This window comes from Acinetobacter sp. ACNIH2 (assembly GCF_002934965.1).
GTDB lineage: Bacteria > Pseudomonadota > Gammaproteobacteria > Pseudomonadales > Moraxellaceae > Acinetobacter > Acinetobacter tandoii.
This window is the reverse complement of sequence record NZ_CP026412.1, coordinates 2,593,232-2,615,409: the sequence shown is the minus strand read 5'-3', so window position 1 is coordinate 2,615,409 and position 22,178 is coordinate 2,593,232. Positions and strand designations below refer to the sequence as shown.

General features: G+C 39.3%; 21 protein-coding genes and 1 pseudogene. 8 read left to right on the top strand and 14 right to left on the bottom strand.

The window, feature by feature from the left end:
* Positions 1-44 precede the first annotated feature (44 nt).
* Positions 45-632 carry an arylesterase gene (locus tag C3F34_RS12265; protein WP_416333174.1) on the top strand — a complete coding sequence of 196 codons (588 nt, stop codon included), beginning with the start codon at positions 45-47 and terminating at the stop codon, positions 630-632.
* Positions 633-673: 41 nt separating this feature from the next.
* Here C3F34_RS12265 and C3F34_RS12260 read toward each other — a convergent pair whose 3' ends face one another.
* On the bottom strand, positions 674-1,288 hold the full coding sequence (locus C3F34_RS12260) for a carbonic anhydrase (RefSeq protein WP_016166907.1): 615 nt from the start codon (positions 1,286-1,288) through the stop codon (positions 674-676).
* Positions 1,289-1,604: 316 nt separating this feature from the next.
* Here C3F34_RS12260 and C3F34_RS12255 point away from each other — a divergent pair, with 316 nt between their 5' ends.
* Both C3F34_RS12255 and C3F34_RS12250 read left to right on the top strand, forming a co-directional pair.
* Positions 1,605-2,633: an alpha/beta fold hydrolase gene (locus C3F34_RS12255; protein ID WP_104441706.1), complete on the top strand. Its 1,029-nt coding sequence runs from the start codon at positions 1,605-1,607 to the stop codon at positions 2,631-2,633.
* 12 nt (positions 2,634-2,645) lie between these two features.
* Positions 2,646-3,656, top strand: a complete 1,011-nt coding sequence (locus tag C3F34_RS12250; RefSeq protein WP_104441705.1) for a hypothetical protein — start codon at positions 2,646-2,648, stop codon at positions 3,654-3,656.
* A 28-nt stretch (positions 3,657-3,684) separates the two neighbouring features.
* Here C3F34_RS12250 and C3F34_RS12245 read toward each other — a convergent pair whose 3' ends face one another.
* Positions 3,685-5,913, bottom strand: coding sequence for a TonB-dependent siderophore receptor (locus tag C3F34_RS12245; protein ID WP_016166910.1), 2,229 nt, complete (start codon positions 5,911-5,913; stop codon positions 3,685-3,687).
* A 205-nt stretch (positions 5,914-6,118) separates the two neighbouring features.
* Complete coding sequence (gene nfuA, locus C3F34_RS12240; RefSeq protein ID WP_016166911.1) at positions 6,119-6,757, bottom strand: Fe-S biogenesis protein NfuA; 639 nt, start codon at positions 6,755-6,757, stop codon at positions 6,119-6,121.
* Positions 6,758-6,916: 159 nt separating this feature from the next.
* Here nfuA and C3F34_RS12235 point away from each other — a divergent pair, with 159 nt between their 5' ends.
* The 3 genes from C3F34_RS12235 (at position 6,917) to C3F34_RS12230 (ending at position 9,665) form a co-directional block, all read left to right on the top strand.
* Entirely contained in the window at positions 6,917-7,534 is a 618-nt protein-coding gene (locus C3F34_RS12235; protein WP_016166912.1) for a rhomboid family intramembrane serine protease, read from the top strand.
* 161 nt (positions 7,535-7,695) lie between these two features.
* A complete protein-coding gene (locus C3F34_RS20300) occupies positions 7,696-7,869 on the top strand; it encodes a hypothetical protein (protein WP_016166913.1) in 174 nt (57 codons plus the stop codon).
* Positions 7,870-8,117: 248 nt separating this feature from the next.
* The gene (locus C3F34_RS12230) at positions 8,118-9,665 is read left to right on the top strand and encodes a hypothetical protein (RefSeq protein WP_104441704.1); all 1,548 of its coding nucleotides are present in this window, start codon (positions 8,118-8,120) and stop codon (positions 9,663-9,665) included.
* A 97-nt stretch (positions 9,666-9,762) separates the two neighbouring features.
* On the opposite strand, the gene C3F34_RS12225 is transcribed toward C3F34_RS12230, so the two are convergent.
* The 4 genes from C3F34_RS12225 to C3F34_RS12210 all read right to left on the bottom strand — a co-directional run bounded on the left by C3F34_RS12225 (position 9,763) and on the right by C3F34_RS12210 (position 11,870).
* Positions 9,763-10,260 carry a DUF2505 family protein gene (locus C3F34_RS12225; protein ID WP_104441703.1) on the bottom strand — a complete coding sequence of 166 codons (498 nt, stop codon included), beginning with the start codon at positions 10,258-10,260 and terminating at the stop codon, positions 9,763-9,765.
* Between the two features lie 137 nt (positions 10,261-10,397).
* Positions 10,398-10,673, bottom strand: a complete 276-nt coding sequence (locus tag C3F34_RS12220) for a hypothetical protein (RefSeq protein WP_104441702.1) — start codon at positions 10,671-10,673, stop codon at positions 10,398-10,400.
* Positions 10,674-10,690: 17 nt separating this feature from the next.
* Positions 10,691-11,275: a nicotinamide riboside transporter PnuC gene (pnuC, locus tag C3F34_RS12215; RefSeq protein WP_104441701.1), complete on the bottom strand. Its 585-nt coding sequence runs from the start codon at positions 11,273-11,275 to the stop codon at positions 10,691-10,693.
* A gap of 106 nt (positions 11,276-11,381) precedes the next feature.
* Positions 11,382-11,870 (bottom strand): hypothetical protein, encoded by a 489-nt coding sequence (locus C3F34_RS12210; RefSeq protein WP_104441700.1) that lies wholly within the window; start codon positions 11,868-11,870, stop codon positions 11,382-11,384.
* A 263-nt stretch (positions 11,871-12,133) separates the two neighbouring features.
* Here C3F34_RS12210 and C3F34_RS12205 point away from each other — a divergent pair, with 263 nt between their 5' ends.
* A complete protein-coding gene (locus C3F34_RS12205; protein ID WP_104441699.1) occupies positions 12,134-12,577 on the top strand; it encodes a GNAT family N-acetyltransferase in 444 nt (147 codons plus the stop codon).
* A 4-nt stretch (positions 12,578-12,581) separates the two neighbouring features.
* Here C3F34_RS12205 and C3F34_RS12200 read toward each other — a convergent pair.
* Positions 12,582-13,175, bottom strand: a pseudogene (locus tag C3F34_RS12200) (GGDEF domain-containing protein); the annotation flags it as partial.
* Positions 13,176-13,249: 74 nt separating this feature from the next.
* Here C3F34_RS12200 and C3F34_RS12195 point away from each other — a divergent pair.
* Positions 13,250-14,340, top strand: a protein-coding gene (locus C3F34_RS12195) for an IS4 family transposase (RefSeq protein ID WP_104442269.1) whose coding sequence is annotated in 2 segments (ribosomal slippage) — positions 13,250-13,790 and positions 13,790-14,340 — 1,092 coding nt in all. Because the reading frame shifts where the segments join, the coding sequence is not laid out codon by codon here.
* Here C3F34_RS12195 and C3F34_RS12190 read toward each other — a convergent pair.
* The 6 genes from C3F34_RS12190 to uca form a co-directional block, all read right to left on the bottom strand.
* Entirely contained in the window at positions 14,335-15,564 is a 1,230-nt protein-coding gene (locus tag C3F34_RS12190) for a hypothetical protein (protein ID WP_104441697.1), read from the bottom strand. The two genes, C3F34_RS12195 and C3F34_RS12190, sit on opposite strands and share 6 nt — an antisense overlap.
* A 203-nt stretch (positions 15,565-15,767) precedes the next feature.
* On the bottom strand, positions 15,768-16,106 hold the full coding sequence (locus tag C3F34_RS12185; protein ID WP_016166921.1) for an FKBP-type peptidyl-prolyl cis-trans isomerase: 339 nt from the start codon (positions 16,104-16,106) through the stop codon (positions 15,768-15,770).
* Between the two features lie 28 nt (positions 16,107-16,134).
* Positions 16,135-16,665 carry a YaeQ family protein gene (locus C3F34_RS12180; RefSeq protein ID WP_016166922.1) on the bottom strand — a complete coding sequence of 177 codons (531 nt, stop codon included), beginning with the start codon at positions 16,663-16,665 and terminating at the stop codon, positions 16,135-16,137.
* A 61-nt stretch (positions 16,666-16,726) separates the two neighbouring features.
* Entirely contained in the window at positions 16,727-17,737 is a 1,011-nt protein-coding gene (locus C3F34_RS12175) for a CobW family GTP-binding protein (RefSeq protein ID WP_044737397.1), read from the bottom strand.
* Between the two features lie 135 nt (positions 17,738-17,872).
* A complete protein-coding gene (locus C3F34_RS12170) occupies positions 17,873-18,559 on the bottom strand; it encodes a GntR family transcriptional regulator (protein WP_016166924.1) in 687 nt (228 codons plus the stop codon).
* A 15-nt stretch (positions 18,560-18,574) separates the two neighbouring features.
* The gene (gene uca / locus C3F34_RS12165) at positions 18,575-22,174 is read right to left on the bottom strand and encodes an urea carboxylase (protein WP_104441696.1); all 3,600 of its coding nucleotides are present in this window, start codon (positions 22,172-22,174) and stop codon (positions 18,575-18,577) included.
* Positions 22,175-22,178: the final 4 nt, after the last annotated feature.

The window sequence follows — 22,178 nt, the reverse complement described above, 5'->3', positions numbered from 1 at the left end:
CTATGCGTCAATATCGTTTTAAAGTATTCGTTTATTCTTGGGTGATGGGACTCATGCTCTGCCTAAGTCCAGTAATGGCTTCAGCTAAAACTATTCTGATTCTCGGTGATAGTATTAGCGCAGGTTATGGTTTGCAGCCACAGCAAGGATGGGTCACACTGTTACAAAAACGATTAGACCAACAGTATCCGAAACAGCATCAAGTGGTCAATGCAAGTGTGAGTGGTGAAACTACCAGTGGTGCTTTAGCACGTTTACCCAAATTACTTGCTACTTATAAGCCAAATATTGTGGTCATCGAACTGGGCGGAAATGATGGTTTACGTGGTCAACCACCACAAATGATTCAACAAAATCTAGCACGATTAGTTGAACAAAGCCAAAAGGGGAAAGCCAAAGTCATCTTGTTTGGAATGAAAATACCGCCCAATTATGGCACAGCCTATAGCAAGGCTTTTCAACAAAACTACGCGGTTGTCAGTCAACGCTATCAAGTGAAATTACTGCCTTTCTTTTTGGAAGGCATCGCGGGTCATAAAAATTTAATGCAAAAAGATTTAATTCATCCTAATGCACAAGCGCAACCCCAATTACTTAAGTTAGCTTATCCATATATTAAAGGCGCTTTATAAAGCGCCTTTAATCACATCACGATTCTTATAGATCAGATGTCTTAGAAATCAAAAAAAATCACTTCACCTGTTTCAAGTGAATATTCCGCACCGACAACAATCATCTTGCCTTTGGCAATTAATTGTTCCAATACAGCCGAACCATGACGTAATTGATTAACAGAAGCAAACACATTTGAACGAACAGCATGGTTCGAAAGTTTTTTCAAATCGTTTTTCAACTCAGTTTGCATCAAGGTTTCAACAGAAGGACGCACACGGTTCACAATCGACATCAAATTATTTGATGGTGGACACTCTGGGTTCATTAAAGTGTCAATGGTCGCTTGAATGGCACCACAATGGCTATGGCCAAGAACAACTACTACTGCACAGTCATAACGTTCAGCAGCAAATTCCACACTACCCACTTGCGAAGGAGCAACCACGTTACCCGCGACACGAATAACAAATAAATCACCTAAGCCTTGGTCAAAAACCATCTCGGCAGGAACACGCGAGTCTGAACAACCAAGTATAATTGCAAAAGGATTTTGATCTTCTGCCATTTCAGCACGTTCTTGGTGCGTCAATTGTTTAGGGAGGGTTGTTTCCCCAGAAACAAAACGTTGGTTTCCTTTTTTAAGACGGTCTAATGCTTCTTGAGCCGTTAGCATTCTTTTTTCCACCATGATTTGAAGTTTCAATATTCTAATACCAGCAAAAAGGAATGTCACTTGCAAAAAAGAATACGGCTAAGCCTTTTTAGATTGGCAAAAAAGTTCAAGTGCTTTTTGTTGTTACCTTGAAGTAAATCACATTATTTTATTTTTATATCAATCATTTCAATAAACTTGTTCGTGACATTTTAGTGATTGTATTTACAATAGATCTTTATAAAGTCAAAGATTATTCTTTATACCAATTCCAGTTTTTTGCAGTTTCAAGAATAGATTTTCTACAACAAAATTTTAGCGATAAGGATTTAAGTCAATGACACAAACTCGTAAATATTTTTCTCATTTTGTTACTGCAATGGGAATCCTAATTACGATGTCATTGCCCAATGTTGCTTCAGCTAAAAATCCACAACTTTCTCCCGAGCAAATTACGCTACAAAATTTTTTACAACAAGAACGTGAAGACTGTGGATTAAAAACCAAAACCCTCAAAGTCGGAGATATTTTTTGGAGCTATAACGAAGGAGGATCGAGCCAGAAACCTACTGTTTTACTGATTCATGGGTTTGGAGGAAATCGTGACAATTGGAATCGCGTTGCTTCTTATCTCACTCCCAACTATCACGTCATTGTGCCCGACCTACCCATTTATGGGGACACCAAAGTTCCATCCAATTTTGATATTGCTGTTCCGAATGTTACCTCCAGCCTTCGACAATTTGCTGAAGCTATAGATATCGAGAATAAATTGAATATCGCAGGTCACTCTTTAGGTGGTTCAATTGCAACTCTTTATGCTGCGCAATATCCTTTTGATACACAAAGTTTATTTCTATTAAATAGTGCAGGCATCTACAAAAAAGCCAACACCCCCTACACGAGAGACCCACATTTTTTAAAGCATATTATTGTGTCAAAACCTGGTGATTATGATGAGGTTCGTCATGAGATCATGCAGAATCCCCCCAAACTTTCTCCAGAACTTAAACATGCTAAAGAACAACTCTTGATTGCACAATCAGGTATAAATAATCTCGTCATTGAGCAAATTTCGACATTAAATCGCATCTATACCCCTGAAACATTTGCTCGAATTACCCGCAATGTAGAAGCACCAACTTTAATTTTGTGGGGCAAACAAGATAAAATCTTTAATGTTGAAGTTGCAGATGAATTAAAATCTCTGTTGAAACGTGCCGAAGCACCTGTCATTCTGAACAATGTGGGTCATATGCCTTTATTGGAAGCAGATAAACAAGTTGCGAATTATTACCTCCCATTTCTCGCAAAGACCCAAAATCTGAAAAATCCATTGGCGGATCAACTGATTCCTTTACATTAAATTTGAGCTTTTATGCAAAAACACCCAATGATTGAGCAACTGATCGAAGCTCATCTACAATTTTTAAATCATGAATTTACTCAGTCAGAAACCATTAAAAATGAATTTGTTGAGTTTTATCATTGGTTCAGAAAGCAAAAATTAAAACAAATTTGGACAGTCGAACAAATTCATCAATTAATTGACCAACAAATCTTAAAGACACCTGCCAGTGATTTTTTAATTGAACAAATTGCAGAACATATTCGCTTTGCCTTAGTTCATCCTGCAAATGACCAGACCAAAATCGCAGATGCCATTCCTGTGCTTACTGTCGATAAAATTGCTCAATATGTCGCCAGTAAAAGTGGGCATAGACAACGCTTAATTCATTCCGTTGTGAACAACCCTGCTTTCTCTGCAATGATTACACAACTCATTCAGCACGCGATTCATGACTATTTAGATAACTCTGTCATGGTCAAGCATGTGCCGGGCGTTTCTCGTTTTATGAAAATGGGGAAATCTGTTTTAGAAAGTGTGACTGATTCAAACTTGGATCAAGCCATTCAGCATTATTTACAGAAAAATATTCAGAAACTCAGTCAAATGAGTGAACAAGTGTTAAATCAGCATTTTAATGATGATAAGCTTTATCATTTTCAAGCCAATTTATGGCATAAAATTAAAGACCTTCCGCTCAATGTGTTAAAAAATTATATCGAAATTGATGACTTGCCACACACTGTTGGTTTAGGTCATGAAATTTGGGATCACTTACGTCAAAGTGAATACATGGCACAACAAGTGAAAGATGGCATCTCGGCATGGTATGCACGTAATCAAGACCGAAGCTTTGATTTATTGTTCCGTGACTTAAATATTGATGAAGCATTAATCCAAAATCAGTTACAACATCTGTTAGAACCGATTATTCAGAATATGCTGCAATCAGATTACCTCACTCAACGTGCACGTCATTATTTAGAGAAGTTCTATTATTCTGACAGTACCTTAGCAATCTTGAAAAAAGGCGCTGAATAGCGCCCTTTTGTTCTACATTTAAATCAGCTTAAAACTCATATTTCAGACTTGCATAATAAGCACGACCTGGTTCGTTATAAGTTTGGTTCACAGAGTTATCACGTAATAATTTTTCATCAAACAAATTGCTAACACCAAGACGACCACTGATTTGATCCGTAAATTTATAGCCTGCATTAATGCCTGCTATACCATAACTTTTCACGGCAGTAACATTCATAGCGCCATTTTCAGTATTCGATTCTGCATATTGACGTGGCTTTTGGCGACCATACTGGGTATATACAAAGTTCACATCCATGGCATCGGTCACGTTATAGTTAAAGATGGAGTTAATCGTATAATTCGGTACAATCGACAGCGGATTACCTGTTTTTTTATTCTCCGAATCCATCATATACGTTACATTATTGGTCCAACTTGCATTATCAAAGCTTAAGGTTACACTTCCTTCGAGCCCTTGAATCAATGCTTCAGGCACATTTTCCCACTGTAAAATGTTATGACCCGCTGTTGAAGTGGCTAAAACAGTTTCTCCTGCTGTAATTTTATTTTCATAATCGTTTCTAAACCACGTTAAGCTGGCATTGACCATATCTTTTTCGAATTGAACACCCAGTTCTTTATTAATCGAGGTTTCAGGTTTTAGATCCGCATTACCGATTAAATAGCATTGGGAAATTTGTGTGGCTTTAATTGGGCAACCATTACCACGGGTATATAACAAATAACCTTCTGAAGTTTGATACATATTTGGCGCTTTATACGCCTTTGCAATGCCACCTTTCAGGGTAAAGTAATCGCCCAATTTTTGGGTAATGTTTAAGCTCGGACTCCAATTCGAACCTGATTTATCATGATCATCAAAACGAACACCAAGGACTAAATCAGTACTATCTGTCACCTTAAAGTTATCTTCAATATAGGCAGAAGCGATTCGTGATTGCATGCTTTCACGGTCAGCAGATAAGTTGATGAGTCCAGAAGCATCAGTTTGTACTGTGCTCGATGGATCCTTGAAGTCATCTTCTACCCATTCAGCACCCACAGTTAAAACTTGAGGAACAACAATCTCTAAAGGAATATTCGTTTCCGCATTAAAACGCAACGTCTCTAATGTAGAAGTCTTTTTATTAAATGAATTTGGACTCCCTTCTGGCCCACCAGCAAGAGATTCTGGAATACGTTTATTCTTGGTTTTATCGTATTGTGCGATGAGTTTAGTATCGCCCCAGTCCCATTTTCCTTCATGCGTTAAAGCATAACTGTCCCGATACATGGTATTGGTTTCTTGGCCTAATAAGCCTCGGACATAATCTGCATTGCTAAAGCTTCCACCTGTACCAGCAGCATCAAAGTTACTGTTTTGAATATCACCTGTATATTCATTGCCTTGTCGACCTGTTGCAATATCCAACAAAAGGGTTTGCTGATCATTCACTTGCCAAGCCAGTCGTCCTGCAATATCTTGATTTTCTACACCTTCACGACCTGCCGCACGCGTTCCCGACGCAGTGAGCGGATTAATATCTGGTGCATCTGCATCGGTCTGGTTGTAATTACCATACAAACGATAAGACAAAACATCTTTAACAATCGGACCACTTAAATTAAAGCCAACACGATTGGTTGCTCCCTCTTTGGAATCTTCTGGCTGATTGGTATAAAGCTCAACCGAACCATGTACTTCATTGGTTACTTTCTTGGTTTTAATATTGACCACACCACCCATGGCACCTGAACCATAACGCGCAGCAGCAGGACCACGTAACACTTCAATCGATTCAATTGCATCTGCTGGTACCCAGTTTGAATCTCCACGCGTATCACGTTCACCACGCCAACCATAACGAACTGAGTTTCTAGAGTTAACGGGCTTACCATCAATCAAAATTAAGGTATTTTCGGGCCCCATACCACGAATATCAATTTGACGGTTATTGCCACGTTGCCCTGTTGCACTGTTGCCTGTCAAATTCACACCAGGCATACGACGAACATATTCAGAAATGTCATTCACTACAGGAAGCTTATCTAAATCTTCTTCAGTAATGATAGATGCCCCTAGGGATTGCTTTACTTGCTCTTCGGCAGTCAGAACAATTTTTTCAAGTTTGGTTGGATCTGTTTGTTGTGTCGTAATTTGCGCAGTTGAAGAAGTTTGCTGTTCTGTCTGTAAATCTTCAGCATTACTCATCACACTCATGACCGACAAAATTGAAAGTGTTAATGCTGATTGGACAATACGTCTGTTCATACAAATATCCCAAAGGTGTGGAAGATAGAAAAAAACGTGAAATTTCGGTTTCAGAGTGTAACAAACATAAATATAAATGCAATTATTATTAATAATAATTCTCATTACTATTTAATATTTATTGAAAATTAGGGGAGTTTTGTATGCAACAGGCATAAAAAAACCTCCATATTATGGAGGTTTTTAATGTATTACGTTCAAGTAATTACTTGAAATATGCACCTTCTGCTTGGGTATGATCCGTCTGGTCAATCACACGCTGTAACTCTGGAACGTGTTGTTTCAAAGTCGTTTCTACCCCTTGTTTCAAGGTCACATCAATTGCTGAACAACCTTGGCAACCACCACCAAATTTAAGTACAGCAGTTAGACCATGCTCTTCATCTTCAACCACTTCAACCAAAGCACAGTTGCCACCGTGACCTGCTAAACCTGGATTGATTTCAGATTGTAAAACATAAGTAATACGCTCTTCGACAGAAGCATCAGGCCCAACACGTGGAACTTTTGAATTTGGCGCGCGGAAAGTCAACTGACCACCAAAACGGTCTTTGTTGTAGTCAATGACTGCATCTAATAAATATGGAATAGATGGTGCGTCAACATAAGCAGGGAAATCTGGATAGTCTTGCTTATAATCTGTTGGCACAACTTCTTCAGGCGCACTATATGCCATACAACATTCAGCACGAGGTGTTCCAGGATTCTCCACAAAAACACGTACACCAATACCTGGAGTATTTTGTTTCGCCAGTAAATCACGCAAATACTCTTGTGCAGTTGGTGTAATCAATAAGTTTGGAATTTCTTCTGCAACTGCAGTGCTGGTGTTCTCAGTCGACATAACAATATTTCCTCAAGCTGAAGTCGCTATTTTAACTGAAGATGCGGGTAAATTAAAAAAAATCAACTAAAATTGTCGGATTTATTCTAAAAGTCCTGTGCAATGAATCAATTAATGGCATTATTGAGATTGAGTCATTAAAAATTGAACCTTTTCTATATGCTAAATCTGCCTTTCAACCATACTGTTGCGCTGATTATCATTACTGTGGTGGTTTCCCTTCTGGCATTCTCTAATCAGAAATTGATGAGTCGCTTGATCTTTTGGCCACCTGCAATGCAAAAAGGACAATATGACCGTTTTATCACGCATGGTTTTGTTCATGCGGATGGCGCTCATTTGCTCTTCAACATGATTACCCTATTTTTCTTTGGGAGTATTATTGAAAGCTTTTATCGTCAGTATTTTTACGACCTTGGCTTTGCACTATTTTATTTGGGTGGATTAATTTTTGCTATTTTACCAAGCTACTTAAAACACAAAAACGACTTCCAATGGGCCAGTCTTGGCGCTTCAGGTGCCGTATCTGCGGTTCTGTTTGCTTACATTCTGTTTGAACCATGGAAGCTGATTTTTGTATTTTTCATTCCTGTACCTGCCATTATTTTTGCGGTGCTCTATATTGCCTATAGCATTTGGTCAGGGAAACGAGGCAACTCTCATATTAATCATAGTGCACATTTATGGGGTGCAGCTTATGGCGTTGTTGTGACCATTTTACTTGAACCCCGCTTAATTCCACACTTCTTCAATAAGCTAACCCAGCTACCATTTTAATATTTTAGATTAATCAAAAATGGGGGATACATTCACGTTCCCCCCATTTTTAAAAATAACTTTTATTTCATAACAGCTTTTACATAAAACAAATCGCAGCAATAAAATAATTTGACTAAAATTAAGTTTAAAACAATAGATAGAATATGGAGAATAAATATATGTATAAATTTCTCATGATTATCGCTACTTGTCTCAGCTTAAACATACTCACGGCTTGTGCTGTACATACACGCGAAGGCAGTATTGTTGTTGACCCGAATGGCAACTTAGGACACTACGAACATGGTGGTGATTTCTGCCCACCAGGTCAAGCCAAGAAAGGGCGTTGCTAAGTCACAGCTTAAATTGAATTTTTCTTTGACTGTCAGTCGATTGACTAGACTGACAGTGCCTGCTGATTTCAATTTTCCTCAATATTTATGCAAATTTCTGCGCACTCTTCCAAGCTTTTCACAAACTGAGTTTAAAACTTTAGACGCTCAGGACATAAATTGGTAGTTAATGCCACCCCAAACTTTAATTTGGCATAGATAATGAATACATCTGTATATTAATACTGTAATCAGACGAGATTTTTTGCATGTCCAGCACTTTAGAGGGTCTACAGTTCCCTGTTCAACCCGATACTCAAAAACCAAGTACAACTCGCACAGGCAAGGAAATTATTGCTGAGGCATTATCGATTGTAGACAATCAATCTGCCCAACAAGTGCTAAAAGAAAAGAAATGGCGTAAAAACTATCCAAAGTACTTTAAAGCCTTGGTCGAACATGGCATTCGCAATTGCAGCAATCCGATTAGCATTGCAAAACAAGGTCTGCATAAAGCTCAACATAGTTTTGAGTTTTACCGTAATGGTCAACGTTATTTATTAAAAGACATGATGGATGTGCCCTTAGCTCAGTTGCATACTGTTCAGTTAAAAGGTGAAAGCTTAGTTGATCCAGAATGGTACATTCCTTATCACGGACAAAACCTCAAAGGTGAAGCTTTACTTGCACAAGTTCAAAAATGGGAAGATGACGGCATTATTGAACCTTCTCATGCAGACGCCTTACGTTTAGCCAATGCACACCCTGAATGGTTCGATCTTTCTGACCGCACCATGGTGCTATTTGGTGCAGGTTCTGAAGCAGGTCCACTGACATGGCTGTCCAAATGGAAAGCCAATATTGTGGCTGTGGATTTACCTAACAGCAAAGTTTGGCAAAAAATTCTCAATACCATTCAAAATGGTAATGCAACGTTGTATGCACCAAGTCAGACTTCTCTTTCCGACCAGACGCCAACTCGTGAACTCTATGCCAAGCTTGGGGCAAATTTACTTACCCAAACTCCAGAAATTGCACAATGGCTATTACAAAGCGAACATCAACTGGATTTGGCAGCTATTGCTTATCTCGATGGAGAGAAGCATGTCCGCGTTGCCATGGCCATGGACAGCATTATGAAAGTCGTTAGTGAACAAAAAACCGACACCAGCTTAATGTTTATGTGTACGCCAACTGATGTTTATGCTGTACCAAAAGAAGTGATTGAGTCTTCAGCAGACAAATTCCGTTATCGCTCTCAAATGCAGAAGCTGCTGACTAAAGGTGTAGCAACAGCATCTTTAAAACATTTTTTCCAGAGAAACCTGCATGACCTGATTAAATCTGACAATGGTCAAGTTTATGGAATCGCAGACTGCCTGGTGATTGAACAAGGCCCGAACTACGCATTGGCGAAACGTATTCAGCAATGGCGCGCAACTCTGGCTCGTCATGAAGGGCAACGTGTAAGTATTAATATTGCCCCATCGACCACCACACACTCTGTGACCAAAAATCCGCTGCTCAAAGCCGCTTTTAATGGTGCCAGTTTATTTGATGTCGAAGCTTTTAAACCTGAAACGACCAATGCCATTATGGCGGCGCTGTGGATTCATGATTTACGTAATCCTGACTCGGTCGCAAATCCTGAAACAGTAATGAATCATCCTTTAGAGTTGATGATGCAGGGTGCCAATCATGGTGGATTATGGCGTGTAGCTTATTTGGCACGAACAGCGCTACCGTTTGCTGCAATTTATGGCTTTGCGACAGATAAACTTCCACTAAAAAAAGCGTTGGCGAAGTTAAAGAGTTAAATATTAGAATATCTAGGTAAATCAAGCCTAATCGCTTGGAATAACAAAGGGCGCCATCTAGTCTGGCGCCCTTTGCTGATCTCCGTCCCAAATAAGTTTAAACAGTTAAATTCTTTTTTAATTCATCTTCAACAATCGTCAATTCAATTTCACTGAACTTACGAATTTCCCCTTCAGCATGTTTTTCTAATATTCCACCGATTAAAGGTACTTTCACTTTGACAGTCCATTCTAATTGAAATTCAATATGTTGATCTGAGCCTTTAACTGAACGATTGCAACTGGCTTGTAAAGGTAAATTCGCACCTAAATCGACAGTAGATGTCATGGCTTCGAGATTACTAACATCTGTACGGTGCAAGCGAAATGCATCTTTTAATAGTTTTTTGGCAATGTCTGGAATGTTTACATCTAAATTATAAGCACGTTTCAGAGTGTAGATGTCGCCTACTTTTTTTGATTCTAAAATTTCCAAATTTTCACCTGGAATTCGGCGACAAACTTGTTCATGTAGGGTCGTATCAGCAGCTAAACGTTTAAATTCTTCTAGAGATACACCCTGTATGGTTGCATTGATAATAAACTGATGTGCCATGACGGTTCCTTCTTTTTTTGTTTTATCCTGTTGGAAAAGCGCGAGTATTTTCATTACAAAACAACGTTGACTATACGTTGATATCATGACTGATTAAAGTCAATTCTGTTTAGACTGTCATTGACCCATTTTTTGTTTTACGTATTGGAAATGCCAAAAGTCACACTGATTTCTGATAAGCTCTTGATCTTTATATAATGTTGTTGAAATTGAATAATGGCATAGAATTCTGTTGCACCATCATCTAAACCTGTTGCAGCCCAAGTTGTACCTTTAGGAAAAAGGTCAAGCCAAGCTGCTTGATAAAAGTCTGAAACTGAATCAAATTGTAAATATTGTTCTGGATTTTGAATAATTTTACGGGCAAGTTCATCAAACTGCTGTAACTTGGCTTGATTAAAATGGATCAACATTCTCTTGCACAATCCTACTATTCAGCTTTTATGCCTGCCAATTGTTGTTTTTTCTGGACTTTAATCCATTGCCACCAACCAAAAGCGGCTAAACCAACAAAGACAGCGTATAAACCTGCAGTCAAAAACAGATCTTTATAAATAAACATCCCGACATAAACAATATCTACAAACACCCAAAGTACCCATGTCGCAATATGTTTGCGGCTAGTCCAATAGGTTGCCAATAAGCTAAATGCTGCCAATTGTGCATCTAACATCGGCACCGCTGCATCTGTCCAGAATTTCAGACTTAATCCAAAGGCCAATCCAGCCAGTGCAGATAACAATATTTGCCAAATTACCCTACTAGTTTTAATCGGCTCGATACGGATATCATGGTCTTGCTGCTTACCTTTCAGCCAATGATAAAACCCGTAGAAATTCACCACCATAAAGAAAAACTGTAAAATTGTTTCTCCATACAATTTAAAAGTATAGAACAAATAAGCATATAAAACGAAAGCGAGAAAATTAAACCACCAACACCACATATTGCGTTTAATGGTTAACGCCACGCCAATCACGCTGATGATGACAGCAAAAATTTCCAGTCCAGACATCAATGGTTCACTTTAAAAACTGATGGCACATTATGAGAAATTTTTCATAGAACGCAAGTTGCAATAAAAAGAGGCAAACTAGATGATCTTGAAACTTTTGACGCGATTAAAAGACGAGATCTGTGGCTTCAGGATGCGTCTTAAACTCAGACTTATGTTCTGCACCATTTCGGTCAACATGGCTACAAAACACGCCATACTTTCCAACATAATATTCAAGTGACTGGTCATAGAAATTCCAATAAATCGACCACTCATTTAAATCTAGCTTGCGAATTTGGGTTAACGCTTTAGCAGGTAATTTTTTAAGCAGATTATGTTGGATTTCTTCTGCTGCTTGAATATCGCGAATATGAATATTTTGCTCAAAAAACTGTTTCACAGCATCATCAAACAGCAATTGATCATAATATTCAATTTCGATTACTTTGCTTTCTCTTACTTTTTTTTGCGTCAGTTCTGTTTGAGCATCTTCGGGTAGGGTTTTAGAAAAATAGCGAGCACGATACTTTTCAGTCACTTTGATTTTGATAAAAATCTGCCACGCTGCTGTCAGGGCAAAGCCTAATAAACATAAAACAATAATTTTAAACATATTGTCCCCCTATTCAGGCATATTTTCAGCATTACGCTCACTTATATCATACGCTGTTTTATATTTTGGATGAGCCCAATTATCTTAAAAATCAGTTAAATGCATATACAGTTCGTTCAAATTTGTGATTTATTTCAAATTTAAGGGCTACTTTTTATTAAAAGATCAAACCTAAAACACACAAAAAAAACAACAAATCTCTACTGTTCCAATGTCACGAATTCACATGAAATAAGCGTGTTTTCAGGAAATAAGAACAAACAATGATTAGGGCAGCAAAAATTCAGGATATTCCTGAGATTCTTCATATATTGCAGGAAAGTATCCGTTCCTGTGTACAAGATCATCAACGTGTGGAAAGTAAAATTCAGGCTTGGCTGGAAAACAAAACACATAGTAATTTATTGTTATGGATGCATTATAACGACAGTTGGATTTACAGCATCAATCAACAAACTGTCGGCTTTATTATGGTCAGTGACACTGGCAAAATACTGCTGAATTATACGCTGCCAGAAATGCAACATCAGGGTATTGGTTCTGCCTTACTCAACAGCGCTATTTCCCATTTGAAACTCAGAAATTTGCAACAAATCACCCTCGATAGCACACAAACAGCAATGACGTTTTACCAAAAGCATGGCTTCCAAATCCGTGCATATGCCACGCCAGAGCAACACACTATCCCCATGATTAAATATATTTAGTCTTTTACATTCTCAGTTGATCTCGTCCTGCATTTTTGGCGAGATAAAGCTGCTGATCTGCCGCTTTCATTAGTTCATGAATATCAGGGTAATGGTGATTTCGATCCATATAAGCAGCACCAACACTTATGGTCACGTATTGTTTATGATCGCCACGATTCATATGTTCGAACTGATATTCACGAATAATCTGAAGCAGATGTTGTAATGATTTTTCAACCACCACCACAGGCATATTCCGTAATATTACTGCAAATTCCTCACCGCCATAACGGGCTAAATAAGCGTGCTCAGGCAAATTACGTTGAATTACTTGAACCAATTGTTGCAGGATTTCATCTCCTTTGAGATGTCCATAATAATCATTATATTTTTTAAAATAATCGACATCTAACATAGCAAAAGCCAACACAGCATTATGCTGCTGTGCGGTTTCATTAAACTGACGCTGAATTTCTGTATTTAAGGCACGGCGGTTAAAAGCCCCTGTTAGTGCATCGGTTTGCGCCTGTATCTCTAGCCTTTCATTTAGCTCGCTTAACTGTACAGTTCGTTCTTTTACTTTTTGATCCAATGAGGAGTTGAGTTCTAATAAATTATTCTTTGTACACGACAAAAAAAGACAACTCATTGAAATAATGGCATAATACTTGTTTTCTGACGACGAATATGATGACACATTTCAATGAGTTACATCTCATCTTAAACAAATATCTAAAGTGGAACAAGTCACGTGTAAAATGTTTTACACTGATTATGCTGGCATTAATTGTAAAACAGACATGTAATCTTTCTTCTGCATCTAAAGCCTTACCCATCACGTGCTTACCACAATCATTTTATCGACGTATACAACGCTTCTTTGCAGATCAGTATTTCGATTATCGTCAAATTTCTCAGTTAATTTTCAATATATTTTCATTCGATAAAGTCCAATTAACTTTGGATAGAACCAACTGGAAATGGGGAAAACGAGATATCAATATCTTGATGTTAGCCATCGTCTATCGTGGAATAGCGATACCTATTGTTTGGACATTGCTCAATAAACGTGGAAATTCAGATACAAAAGAGCGTATTGCTTTGATTCAACGCTTTATCTCCATTTTTGGTAAAGATCGTATTGTGAATGTGTTCGCAGACAGAGAATTTATCGGTGAGAAATGGTTTACATGGTTAATTGAAAATGACATTAACTTCTGTATACGTGTTAAAAAAACTTTATTGTGACCAATCACTTAGCCAAGAATCATAAAATTAGTGATTTATTTCGTCATCTTCAAGTTGGTCAAACAGAATGTCGTAAACGACGTATTTGGGTTGGTCGAGTGAAACTGTATATTAGTGCGCTACGATTAGAAGATGGAGAACTTTTACTTGTTGTTTCTCCTATGTTTAATGCTTCTGCTATTGGTGATTATGCATTACGCTGGGAAATCGAAACCTTATTTAGTTGTCTCAAAGGACGTGGATTCAATCTTGAAAATACTCGTTTAACAGACCCTAGACGAGTCAAGAAATTGATAGCAGTGCTAGCGATCGGTTTCTGTTGGTGCTATTTAACAGGTGAATGGCAACATGATCGAAAAAAAGCGATAAAACTAAAGAAGCATGGACGACTTTCAGTAAGTTTATTTCGCTACGGTTTGGACTATGTTCAGATGGCTATTCTACGTTTGATTGGTTTTGGAAAAAAAGAAGAATTTAAGAAAGTGCTAGCAATTTTAAGAAAGAAAAAGCCTGATAGGACAAGGGCCCTATGAAATTTGTCGTGTACAGAGTAAATTATTATTTAACTTCTCAATTCGACTGGAGTGATAAGCATAATTTTTTGATTGTTGTACCATGATTAAAAAAGCATAAAAACTGGTCGAAGCAAAAGATAAGTTAACTGAATCAATCCAATTTAAACTCAGTAAAAAATCATGTAGAAAAGTGACACACAACAACACTACTGCCCATAAATTAATAGTGGAATATGGTTCGTGCCTATTTACGGTTTGATAGAATCCGTAAGCGAAGTTCAGCACCACAATAATTCCCAACAAAAAACTATAAAATACCAATTTTTCAAAAACTTCAGGCACTGATAAAAAAGTAATGACAATGTTGAAACTCAATACAAATACAGCTATGGTAAAAACTGCAGGATGCAAATAACGCTGATTGAGTAAAAACATGTAATTGATAAAGAAAAATGCTGATAAATAGGTAAAAATATATTCGAGCCGTGTTCCCCATAACCAATCAATATTGGTAAACACCGTATAAACATAGGGTGCAGAAAATAAATTGTGTAAAGCTAAAAAAATAATAAAGATGCCAAACACAAAGAAACCTTGGCTTTGGCTATGTCTAACCCCTCGGAAAATGGCAAATAATATAGTGAATACACCTACACCTATCACAGCTCCGCATACGCCCGCGATGCTCATCATTAATTGTTGGAACTGGCGGTTCACTGTTTGACTCACTCCAATTCGCATTGGGTTTTCTAAACCGCCATGTAAACTCTGAAAACTCGATACCTGCATGGTGACAGTAAAATATTCACTTTCGGCAATGAAATAAGCAAAGCGTGGTGCATTCTCGGTTTGCTGGGTTTGAATGGTTTTACCAACCTTGCCTAGTCTTAATAGAAAATCACCATTTAAATACATCCGATACGCACCGTATTGATTTGGAATCCAAATGGCAATACGGCGTCCTATAAATTCTTTTGGTATCTTAAAGTGACCAATAAAAGTTCCATAAGTATTTTGCGGATACCCCATTTCTTTAAAGGAAATCGGTAAAAGTACGGTTCTAGAAGGTCTGGTCGGTGTCGCTGTTTGTAACAATTGTTTTGGATAATACTGCCACTGTCCTGACAAATACGTGGTCGTATTTTCTTCAAAAGTGACTGAATTGATATTCTTTTGATGCACGTAATAAGACTCAGGAACTGGTTCATACAGTGCCCAACTGGATTGCTGTAAAAGCAACATGAAACATGTCAGCGCATAAAGGATAAAATGCAATATCGTATATGGCTTAAATATTCTTATCTTCAAGTCGCGTTTATTCCTTGTTCGCGAATTTGATTTTTAATATAAAATAGAATGCACTAAAAAAACGTTTATTTTCAGTAGCAAGTTTAACCATAGCACGCTTTTTCCTAAACATGCTATGGTTTATTTTTCAAATATTATTAGTCACGTGTTTTAACGTCATATAATTCAATTTCAAAAATTAAATTCGAGTTGGCTGGAATAATATTACCCATTTTTCGCTCACCATAGGCTAAATGCGCAGGTACAATCAGTTTACGTTTACCACCCACTTTCATGCCCATAATGCCCTGATCCCAGCCCTTAATCACACGGCCCGTACCAATCACACATTCAAAATAGTTGCCACGGTCAAGTGAAGAATCGAATTTAGTTCCGTCTTCCAACCAGCCTGTGTAATGTGTTGTAATTAAAGCGCCTTTTACCGCTTCTTTACCTTCGCCTACAACTAAATCAATAATTTCTAATTCGTTTGACATATTCAATACTCCTCGAACACGCTTAAGTTTACTGTAACTGAATCCACTCAATTTGTGCTTGAGCATGATCACCTATGAGCGTCCACTCACCATCCATCACATTCAACTGCAATTGCATGGTACGTTCGCACAATTGCTGAATGGCTTCAGTAGTCGCTGGTGATAATTGCCAAACTTCAACATTACTGAGGGTTTTTAATTTGCTATTGCGTTTATACCACTCTTCTACTGCCGTACCGTAAGCAACCACGGCAACCGACTTACAACGTGCGCTGGCTTTTTTGACTTTATCTTCGTCAGGACAACCCACCTCAATCCAATGTACCAACTGACCTGTCAGGTCTTTTTCCCAGAGTGCAGGTTCATCAGTTTCAAATAGATCTTTGGTAAATTCCAACTGTTCGCTCGCGTAACGTGCAAATGCCAAAATTCGAACCATCAATCGTTCAATGGTTTCTGATGGGTGCAATGCCATGGTGAGTTGATAATCACCATATTGGTGAATATCCATGTTGGCAATATTTAAATCTGCCTTATAAATTGTTGCTTTTAACGCCATGAAATGATCCTCAAATTTGGCGCCTAGCATATAAGATTTAACACAATTTTGCTGAACAGTTTTAATCCGTTTCCGTATCTATACGGCAGGCAAGTAACTGAGTTTCAAATAAAGCCCAGTCCCGTTCAGTTTGTACAATCACTTCAATACGGTTATCGACATTTTCAGGTGCAGACTGATAATTAAACTGATTCGGATTAAAATTAAAACTTTTCCAACCTTGATTGGTATTAAAAATACCCTTAATTCTGAGCCACTGCTGCTGTTCGCATAACAGGTCAAGTAAATCGTAGAAATCAAATTGCCAACGCTTGGAAAACTTCCACCCTGCCACACTATAACCCTGCGCAGTTTCTACATAATGATAAGGTAGTTGCTTAATTTCAGGTAATGCAGACTCATTACTGTACTTTTTTTGAATCTGAATTAATGGCTGGATTTTGCGTTGTATACCTTGATATGGCAAATCAATTTCTACCAGTTGGAGTTGCCCCAAAGTAGGTTTTAACCATGTCTGAGCATAGGCCAGATATTCCTGCTGCAACTGTTGTAAAGCCTGTTCATCAACCGCTTGCATATGTTCCGCATGTGAAATCACCACGATTTGCGCGGCTTTCAACTGATCAGCATACAGATTCTGTTTCACCCATTCCTGTTCATGCAAACGCGAACCATCCACCACCGTAACTAAAGCACGCATTTGAATTTGGCTTTGCCAATGTGGTTCAGTCAGTTGCTCTAACAGTTGAGCTGGATGACCCAAACCTGTAGGTTCTATGAATAAACGATCAGGTTGAGTTTCAGACAATAAACGAGATAATGCAATTTGCATTGGCAATTGACTGCTGCAACACAAACAACCGCCTAAAAGCTCCTTTACGGCATAACCTTCGGCTTGCGGAAGCAGATTTTGATCCACCCCTATTTGACCAAACTCATTCATCAAGACAGCCCAGACTTCGCCTTTAGGCTTTTGTGCCAATAAGCTATTCAGTAATGTAGTTTTTCCTGCACCTAAAAATCCAGAAATAATATGGGTCGGTACGGATTTTTGTGGGGTCAACAGTTTCAAAATGAGATGCTCGCAAGCCAAACGAAAAGTGAAGATTAATGTAATAGTATAACAAAATCTTCACTTTCGCTGCATGTACATATTACGAACGCATATGCCGTCGAATGTATTTTTAAACTGATATTGAATATAAATTTAAACAAACTGGCTCGGATCCAACATGTGTAAGGTAATCTTTTTCACCTCATCTCGACTTTGCTGAATATGGGTGGCAATTGCCGCGATTGCTTCTTCAGTTTTTTGCTCAAAAATTAATTTTAAAATATGTTGATGTTCCTGATATGTGGCTTCAATACGGTACTGTTTAGAAAAATCTAAACGGCGGATAATCCGTATTTTTTCACTTAAGTCTAAGTGAATTCGCGCCATCTCATTATTGCCTGCTGCACGAACCAAAGCGCAGTGAAAATCCTCATCCAGTTGCGAGAGTTGCTTTATGTCATTCAGATAATCTTGCGGTTCCACCATCCAAATTGCTTTCAGTCTTGCCAACTCACTGGATTGCTCACAATCTTGCTGTGACAACTTATAAATGGCATCTTTTTCCAGCACAATCCGCACATCATACAGTTCTTCATAATAGCGGAAGTTCAGTGGTCGGACTTGCCAACCACTGCGGAAACTGACCTCGACATAGCCTTCTTGCTGTAAGCGATACAAAGCTTGCCGAATTGGAGTTCGGCTCACCTCATATGCTTGTGCAACTTCAGACTCAGTAAAACGCTCACCTGGCATTAATTTGAAATCGAAAATATCGTTCTTAATGCGTTGATACACCAGCGCGGACAAATTGTCTGCACTTTTACTTGTCGCGCTTTTCATTTCCTATACTCAACTCTATTCCATATACACCAAAGGTTCTCCGCTGTGTACGGTTTGTCCCGCACGACAAATGACCGCTTTAACGATGCCATCTTCAGTCGCATACACAGGCAGCTCCATTTTCATGGCTTCAATAATAGCAACTGTTTCACCTTTTTTAATCTCCTGACCAGACTCAACAAAAATTTTCCAGATATTACCCGTCATAGACGCATTCACAGCCAAGAAATCTCCAAAGTCCTCGAACTGTTGCTGAACGATTTCTTCGGGTTGCGCGCTATGTTCCTCTTTCCAACGCCCGACTTCTGCACTGAAAGCGTGTTGTTGCTGTTGCTTGAATGCTGCAATGCTTTCGGCTTCGTCCTGTAAAAATTGGGTATAACTGGCAAAATCAAACTCAGTTTCTTCAATTTGAATCTGCGCAGTACCATGTGCAAAATCGGTACGCCATTGATTCAACTCTGCTTCGGTAACAGGGAAGAATTTAATTTGATCGAAGAACTGCAAGAACCATTGCTTATCACCAAATTGTTTGTTTTGTTTAAATTTATTCCAGATAGGCAAAGTACGCCCCACCAACTGATAGCCACCCGGTGAGTCCATACCATAAATACACATGTACATACCGCCAATACCCACCGTACCTTCCGCAGTAAAAGTACGTGCAGGGTTATATTTCGAACTGAGTAAACGATGACGCGGATCAATTGGCACTGCACAAGGCGCAGTTAAATACACATCGCCTAAACCTAGCACCAAGTAATTAGCATCAAAAATAATGTCGCGGACTTGTTCACGGCTGTCTAAGCCATTAATCCGTTGAATAAAGTCGACATTGTTCGGCAACCATGGTGCTTTGGCACAGACACTTTCCTGATAACGTTCCACGGCACCTAAAGTCGCACTGTCCTCAAACGCCATTGGTAAATGCACAATCCGCGATGGAATTTTTAACTGGCTTAAATCTCCCATTGAAGATTCCAACTCAAGTAAATGTGCAATCAGTTGTGGCTGTGAAATCACCAGACCATCATATTTAATTTGCAGTGAACGCACCCCAGGCGACAATTCTAAAATGCCGTTTTGGTTTGCGCTACAAATCATTTGCATCAATTGGTGCACGCGTAAACGCAGCGCCAAATCTAATACATTTTCACCATATTCCAGCAGAATATAACTGTCTCCTGCCTGACGGTAGATTGCTTTTGGTGTTGTTGCTGTTTCCTCACGTAAAGCCAATATGGTGCTTCCGATTTCCGTCACTGCGGATACTTCAGCAACCGTTTGAGCCACAGAGAAATTCTCAATCTGCTCAATTTGCTGACGTTCTAAAGCATTGGCTTGCTCGACTGTTATCGGGTAAAAGCTAATTTTATCGTCGGCTTTTAATTGGCCCACTTTCCACAGCTCTGCTTTGGCTATCGTGACTGGACAAACAAAACCACCTAGACTCGGACCATCTTTTGCCAAGATCACAGGAAAATCTCCCGTGAAGTTAATTGCCCCAATCGCATATTCACAGTCATGTACATTAGATGGATGTAAACCTGCTTCACCGCCATTTTCACGTGCCCAACTTGGAGTGGGTCCCGATAAACGGACACCTAAGCGGTTAGAGTTAAAATGTACTGTCCATTCAGTTTGGAAAAACTCTTCAATATATTCCGCTTTAAAGAAATCAGGAGCGCCATGCGGACCATAGAGCACACCAATTTTCCATTCACGCCCATAACTTGGAATTAAATCAAGTGCGAGATCTTGAGGCTCTGCTGCCTCCAAAGTTAACCCAGCATGTGGCATATCACGATCAACCAGTTTAATCATATCTCCAGTACGTAATGTACGCCCCGCATGTCCGCCAAAGTTACCTAAAGCAAAAGTTGCACGACTGCCTAAATATAGTGGGACATCCAAACCATGACGTACAGCCAAATAAGTTCGACATCCCGACTCAACTTGACCCAGTTTAAGCACCTGCCCCGCCTTCACCTTAATCGCCGACCAAAATGCAACAGGCTGATCATCCAAAGTTACGGCACATGGTGCACCTGTTAAAGCAATCGTAGTTGTCGTGTGGAACTTGAGTGTAGGTCCGAGTAAGGTAAATTCAAACCCAGCAGCATTTTGTGGATTACCCACAATTTTATTGCCCAATTGGAAGGCATAATCATCCATTGGCCCTGAAGGTGGCACACCAATATCCCAATAGCCTGTCCGTCCCGGATAATCTTGAATCGAGCTTAAAGTTCCCGGCTGCAAAACTTCAATTACTTTGGGCATATACGTAAAATCATCTAACATCCGTGTCCAAATGTTCATCTCGGCAAAACGCTGATCAGCAATGACTGCACGGGCATAATCCAAGTTGGTACTGATACCGTTAAGGCGTGTTTCACTCAGCACTTGCTGTAATTTTGCAATCGCTTGTTCACGGTTTTCCGCATGAACAATGATTTTGGCAATCATCGGGTCAAAGTATTGTGAAATTTCTGTGCCCGTCGCCACCCATGTATCTACACGAGCGTGTTCAGGAAAATAAACTTCAGTTAATACTCCCGGACTCGGTTGAAAGTTTTTCACTGGGTCTTCTGCATAAATACGCACTTCAATCGCAGCACCTTGCGGCTGAATATTCTGCAATTTTTCCCAATCTAAACCATCTCCCGCAGCCACTTTGAGCATACATTCAATTAAATCCAGCCCTGTTACCATTTCTGTCACAGGATGCTCGACTTGTAGACGAGTATTGACTTCCAAGAAATAAAATTCATCACGCGCAGCATCATAAATAAACTCGACGGTGCCCGCGCTACGATAATTCACCGAAGCACCTAGTTCTACTGCCGCTTGATGCAACTTCTGACGCGTCGCTTCAGGCAATAATGCAGCAGGCGTTTCTTCCACCACTTTCTGGTTACGGCGCTGCAATGAGCAATCACGCTCACCTAATGCCACTACTTGACCCAAGCCATCGCCAAAAATCTGGACTTCAACATGACGTGCTTTATCGACAAAACGTTCTAAAAACACGCCTGCATCTTTAAAAAATTGTTCACCTAAACGTTTGACACTAGCATAGGCATCTTGCAGTGCTTCAGGCGTATCACAGCGGGTTAAACCAATACCACCTCCTCCTGCGGTGCTTTTCAGCATAATTGGATAACCAATTTCTGCCGCAGCAACCAATGCTTCTTCTAAACTATTGAGCAAACCTGTCCCCGGTGTCATTGGGACATGTGCAGCAGCCGCCAATTCACGCGCACGATGTTTCAGACCAAATTCCAAAATCTGTTCGGCAGTTGGCCCCATAAAAGCAATATGGTTGGCTTCACAGGCTTGTGCAAATTCAGCACTTTCAGACAAAAAACCATAGCCTGGGAAAATTGCTTCAGCACCTGTGTGTTTTGCAGCAGCAATTAATTTTTCAATCGATAAATAGGTCTCAGCAGGTTTGGTTCCTTGTAAGTCCACTGCAAGATCGGCATCTTGAACGTGCTGCGCATAACGGTCACTGTCCGAATACACCGCCACACTGGTGATTCCTAATTTTTTTAAGGTACGTATTGCGCGTACAGCAATTTCACCACGGTTGGCAATTAATACGGTTTTAAACATGAGT

Bases quoted from the DNA above. Each gene is read 5' to 3' on its own strand.
- C3F34_RS12265 (WP_416333174.1), top strand. From the start codon at position 45: ATGGGACTCATGCTCTGCCTAAGTCCAGTAATGGCTTCAGCTAAAACT.
- C3F34_RS12260 (WP_016166907.1), bottom strand. From the start codon at position 1,288: ATGCTAACGGCTCAAGAAGCATTAGACCGTCTTAAAAAAGGAAACCAA.
- C3F34_RS12255 (WP_104441706.1), top strand. From the start codon at position 1,605: ATGACACAAACTCGTAAATATTTTTCTCATTTTGTTACTGCAATGGGA.
- C3F34_RS12250 (WP_104441705.1), top strand. From the start codon at position 2,646: ATGCAAAAACACCCAATGATTGAGCAACTGATCGAAGCTCATCTACAA.
- C3F34_RS12245 (WP_016166910.1), bottom strand. From the start codon at position 5,913: ATGAACAGACGTATTGTCCAATCAGCATTAACACTTTCAATTTTGTCG.
- nfuA (WP_016166911.1), bottom strand. From the start codon at position 6,757: ATGTCGACTGAGAACACCAGCACTGCAGTTGCAGAAGAAATTCCAAAC.
- C3F34_RS12235 (WP_016166912.1), top strand. From the start codon at position 6,917: ATGCTAAATCTGCCTTTCAACCATACTGTTGCGCTGATTATCATTACT.
- C3F34_RS20300 (WP_016166913.1), top strand. From the start codon at position 7,696: ATGTATAAATTTCTCATGATTATCGCTACTTGTCTCAGCTTAAACATA.
- C3F34_RS12230 (WP_104441704.1), top strand. From the start codon at position 8,118: ATGTCCAGCACTTTAGAGGGTCTACAGTTCCCTGTTCAACCCGATACT.
- C3F34_RS12225 (WP_104441703.1), bottom strand. From the start codon at position 10,260: ATGGCACATCAGTTTATTATCAATGCAACCATACAGGGTGTATCTCTA.
- C3F34_RS12220 (WP_104441702.1), bottom strand. From the start codon at position 10,673: ATGTTGATCCATTTTAATCAAGCCAAGTTACAGCAGTTTGATGAACTT.
- pnuC (WP_104441701.1), bottom strand. From the start codon at position 11,275: ATGTCTGGACTGGAAATTTTTGCTGTCATCATCAGCGTGATTGGCGTG.
- C3F34_RS12210 (WP_104441700.1), bottom strand. From the start codon at position 11,870: ATGTTTAAAATTATTGTTTTATGTTTATTAGGCTTTGCCCTGACAGCA.
- C3F34_RS12205 (WP_104441699.1), top strand. From the start codon at position 12,134: ATGATTAGGGCAGCAAAAATTCAGGATATTCCTGAGATTCTTCATATA.
- C3F34_RS12190 (WP_104441697.1), bottom strand. From the start codon at position 15,564: ATGTTGCTTTTACAGCAATCCAGTTGGGCACTGTATGAACCAGTTCCT.
- C3F34_RS12185 (WP_016166921.1), bottom strand. From the start codon at position 16,106: ATGTCAAACGAATTAGAAATTATTGATTTAGTTGTAGGCGAAGGTAAA.
- C3F34_RS12180 (WP_016166922.1), bottom strand. From the start codon at position 16,665: ATGGCGTTAAAAGCAACAATTTATAAGGCAGATTTAAATATTGCCAAC.
- C3F34_RS12170 (WP_016166924.1), bottom strand. From the start codon at position 18,559: ATGAAAAGCGCGACAAGTAAAAGTGCAGACAATTTGTCCGCGCTGGTG.
- uca (WP_104441696.1), bottom strand. From the start codon at position 22,174: ATGTTTAAAACCGTATTAATTGCCAACCGTGGTGAAATTGCTGTACGC.